Source organism: Oleiphilus sp. HI0061, assembly GCF_001635675.1.
Genome location: NZ_LWFE01001584.1, coordinates 1 through 797, shown reverse-complemented (window position 1 = coordinate 797; position 797 = coordinate 1). Strand labels below are relative to the sequence as shown.

The following is a 797-nucleotide window of genomic DNA, read 5'->3' as shown; positions in this document are numbered from 1 at the left end:
AAATTCCACGCATACGAATCGAGCCTCTGCCCGTTTCGTAGATATTCAATAACTCAGTACGAGGCGTCACGATCTCGGCACCAGTAGGATAATCCGGCCCCAGAACATTCTCAGCAAGCTGCTCATTGCTGACACTGCTGTCATCAAGTAAGCGAATACAAGCACTCGCCACTTCCCTAAGGTTATGTGGTGGAATATCAGTTGCCATACCCACGGCAATACCCGTGGTACCGTTTAATAGCAAATTAGGTAAGCGTGCTGGCAGAGTTTTAGGTTCATCCATGGTGCCATCAAAGTTTGGCGCCCACTCTACGGTGCCCTGACCTAACTCAGCTAAAAGTGTATCTGCGTAAGGAGCCAGCCTTGACTCGGTATATCGCATCGCAGCAAAAGACTTCGGGTCATCCGGAGAACCCCAGTTTCCTTGTCCGTCAATAAGGGGGTAGCGATAACTGAAGGGCTGCGCCATCAAGACCATTGCCTCGTAACAAGCACTGTCTCCATGAGGGTGAAACTTACCCAAGACATCACCCACCGTACGAGCAGACTTTTTGTACTTGGCTGTCGCCTTCAAGCCCAATTCGGACATAGCGTAAACGATTCTACGCTGGACAGGCTTCAAGCCGTCCCCAACATGTGGCAATGCACGATCAAGAATGACGTACATTGAGTAGTCTAAATAAGCTTTCTCGGTGTATTCACGAAGCGAAACCTGTTCAACTCCGTCTTCAAAAGACATAATTTCGTTGGTCATGGTTACCTTTTTTAATTAAGGACTCTATAAAAAGCGGCCAGTT

The 797-nt window shown here is 48.2% G+C and carries 1 protein-coding gene; it reads right to left on the bottom strand.

Annotated elements, in window-relative coordinates:
• A partial coding sequence (locus A3735_RS24690) for a DNA gyrase subunit A (RefSeq protein WP_304440017.1) occupies positions 1-754 on the bottom strand: 754 nt, incomplete at its 3' end.
• Between the last annotated feature and the right edge of the window lie 43 nt (positions 755-797).